The sequence below is a fragment of the Methylibium sp. genome, assembly GCF_013817365.1.
GTDB lineage: Bacteria > Pseudomonadota > Gammaproteobacteria > Burkholderiales > Burkholderiaceae_C > Methylibium.
Map to the genome: position 1 here is coordinate 1 of NZ_JACDCU010000463.1, position 3,027 is coordinate 3,027.

3 protein-coding genes are annotated in these 3,027 nt (G+C 67.5%); 2 read left to right on the plus strand and 1 reads right to left on the minus strand.

What is annotated here, in order from left to right; genetic code table 11:
* A partial coding sequence (locus H0W38_RS19750; protein ID WP_292457372.1) for a class I tRNA ligase family protein occupies positions 1 to 1,655 on the plus strand: 1,655 nt, incomplete at its 5' end.
* Positions 1,656 to 1,869: 214 nt separating this feature from the next.
* Complete coding sequence (gene lspA, locus H0W38_RS19755; RefSeq protein ID WP_292457375.1) at positions 1,870 to 2,388, plus strand: signal peptidase II; 519 nt, start codon at positions 1,870 to 1,872, stop codon at positions 2,386 to 2,388.
* Here the strand turns inward: lspA and H0W38_RS19760 are convergent.
* Positions 2,378 to 3,027, minus strand: a 650-nt coding sequence (locus H0W38_RS19760; RefSeq protein ID WP_292457377.1) for a quinone oxidoreductase, incomplete at its 5' end; no start/stop codon positions are given. The two genes, lspA and H0W38_RS19760, sit on opposite strands and share 11 nt — an antisense overlap.

Sequence of the window (3,027 nt, forward strand, 5' to 3'; positions counted from 1 at the left end):
TCTACCGCGCCGCCGCGCAGTGGTTCGTGCGCATGGACGAAGGCGAAGGCGTGTTCACCATCGACAAGGCGCCCGGCACGCTGCGCCAGACCGCGCTGGCCGCCATCGACGGCGACCCGGCCCACGGACAAGCCGCCACGGCCTTCTATCCCGAAAGCGGCCGCGCCCGCCTGCGCGACATGATCGCCAACCGGCCCGACTGGTGCATCAGCCGCCAGCGCAACTGGGGCGTGCCGCTGCCGTTCTTCCTGCACAAGGTGACGGGCGAGCTGCACCCGGACACGCTCTCGCTGATGGACCGCGCTGCAGCACGGGTCGAAGCGGATGGCGTCGAGGCGTGGGCGCGGCTCGATGCATCCGAATGGCTCGGGGCCGAGGCAGAGCAGTACGCCAAGAGCAACGACATCCTGGACGTGTGGTTCGACTCCGGCTCGACCTTCTTCCATGTGCTGCGCGGCTCGCACGAGGGACACGACGCGCAGGGCCGGCCTCTCGGCCGGCATACAGCCGGCCCCGAAGCCGACCTCTACCTCGAAGGCCACGACCAGCACCGCGGCTGGTTCCATTCGTCGCTCCTGCTCGGCTGCGCACTCGAAGGCCGAGCGCCCTACCGTGGCCTGCTCACCCACGGCTTCGCCACCGACGGCAAGGGCCGCAAGATGAGCAAGTCGCTCGGCAACGTGGTCGCACCCCAGCAGGTGAGCGACAAGCTCGGCGCCGAGATCGTGCGGCTGTGGGTGGCAAGCACCGATTATTCGGGCGACCTCAACATCGACGACAAGATCCTCGCCCGCGTGGTCGACGCCTACCGCCGCATCCGCAACACGCTGCGTTTCCTGCTCGCCAACACCAGCGATTTCGATCCGTCGAAGGACGCGGTGCCGTACAGCGAGTTGCTGGAGATCGACCGCTACGCGCTGGCCCGCGCGGCGCAGTTGCAAGCCGAGATCCTGGGCACGTTCGATGCGGCAAGCGGGGTCTTCAAGGGAGGCCACTACGGCGTCTACGAATTCCACCCGGTGGTCGCCAAGCTGCAGGTCTATTGCAGCGAGGATCTCGGCGCCTTCTACCTCGACGTGCTCAAGGACCGGCTCTACACCACGGCTCCTGAATCGCTCGTGCGGCGCAGCGCGCAGACGGCGCTCTGGCGCATCACGAACGCGATGCTGCGCTGGATGGCGCCGTTCCTGAGCTTCACGGCCGAGGAGGCCTGGCAGGTCTTCGCACCGGGCGCGTCGGCAACGATCTTCACCGAGACTTTTGCAGAGCTCGGCGCGCCGGATGCCGCGCTGCTGGCCAAGTGGAGCCGCACTCGCGAGATTCGCGATGCGGTCAACAGGGAAATCGAGGCGGTGCGCACGGCCGGCGCCGTGGGCTCGTCGCTGCAGGCCACCGTAGCGGTGACCGCGGCGGCCCCCGACCGCGAACTGCTGACGAGCCTGGGTGATGACCTCAAGTTCGTCTTCATCACCTCGGCCGCGAGCGTGTCGGCAGGCGATGCACTGACCATCACGGTCACGCCGAGCAGTGCCGCCAAGTGTGAACGCTGCTGGCACTACCGCGACGATGTCGGTATCGACGCCAAACACCCGACGATCTGCAGCCGGTGCGTGAGCAACCTGTATGGCTCAGGTGAAACGCGTAAAGTCGCTTGAGACCGCTTTTCGAACGCGCCCTCGAAGCTTGTTTCTGCGGGTGCAGCGTCTGCCGGAGTCATGCCCCGAAGTGGCGCCGCCGTTCCGCCGCACCATCGTGAGGCGCTATCCCTCCAACATCTACAGCGGCGATGACGCCCGCGTGCTCGTCGTGATCGTGCACCATTCGCGAAACCCTGCCGTTGCAATGCGTCGGCTGAAAAGACCCTGACCGATGGCCTCCCGCAACGCGTCCGCACCCCACAGTTTGATGTTCTGGATCGGCATCGCGGTGATCGTTATCGCCCTCGACCAGCTCACCAAAACGCTGATCCTCCAGCATTTCCAGCTCGGCGACGCCCGCCCGCTGACCGGCTTCTTCAGCCTCGTGCGCGTGCACAACACCGGCGCGGCGTTCAGCTTCCTGGCCGGTGCCTCGGGCTGGCAGCGCTGGTTCTTCGTGGCGCTGGGCCTGGTCGCCGCCGTGTTCATCGTGTGGATGCTGCGCACGCAGTCTCCTCAAAAGCTGCTCGGGTGCTCGCTCGCGCTGATCCTGGGCGGCGCTTTAGGCAACGTGATCGACCGGCTCCTGCACGGTTACGTGGTCGACTTTCTGGACTTCCACTGGGACGGCTGGCACTTCCCGGCCTTCAACGTGGCCGACGCCGCCATCAGCGTCGGCGCAGCGCTGCTCATCCTCGACGAAATTCGCCGGATGCGGCGCGAGCGCCGCGGCGCCGTGGTCAAGGGATGAGCACGCTGCAGCCCGTCGTCTCCCGCGCCTCCAGATCGCGGTGCGCCTGCGCGGCGTCAGCCAGCGCGTAGCGCCGCTCGAGCGGGATCTTCACCGCGCCGCTCTGCACCACCTCGAACAGCTCCTCGGCCATGGCCTGCGTGCTCTCGCGCGTGGCGATGTGAGAGAAGACAGTCGGGCGCGTCAGGTGGAGCGAGCCCTTCGCGCCGAGCACGCCCAGGTCGAACGGCGGCACCTTGCCCGAAGCATTGCCGTAGCTGGCCATCAGGCCGAAGGGCGCCAGGCAGTCGAGCGAGCGCTCGAACGTCTCCTTGCCGACCGAGTCGTACACCGCCTTCACGCCGCGCCCGCCGGTGACGGTCTTCACCCGCGCAACGAAGTCCTCGCGGCGGTAATTGATGGCGTGGGCCGCGCCGTACTCGGCTGCCAGTGCGCACTTCTCGTCACTGCCTGCGGTGCCGATGAGCTGAAGGCCCAGCGCGCGCGCCCATTGGCACGCGATCAGGCCGACGCCGCCGGCCGCGGCATGGAACAGCACGAAGTCGCCCGGCTGCAGCCCGCCCTGCGGCAGTGTCTTCTTGAGCAAATACTGCGCGGTCAGGCCCTTGAGCATCATGGCCGCGCCGGTCTCGAAAGAAA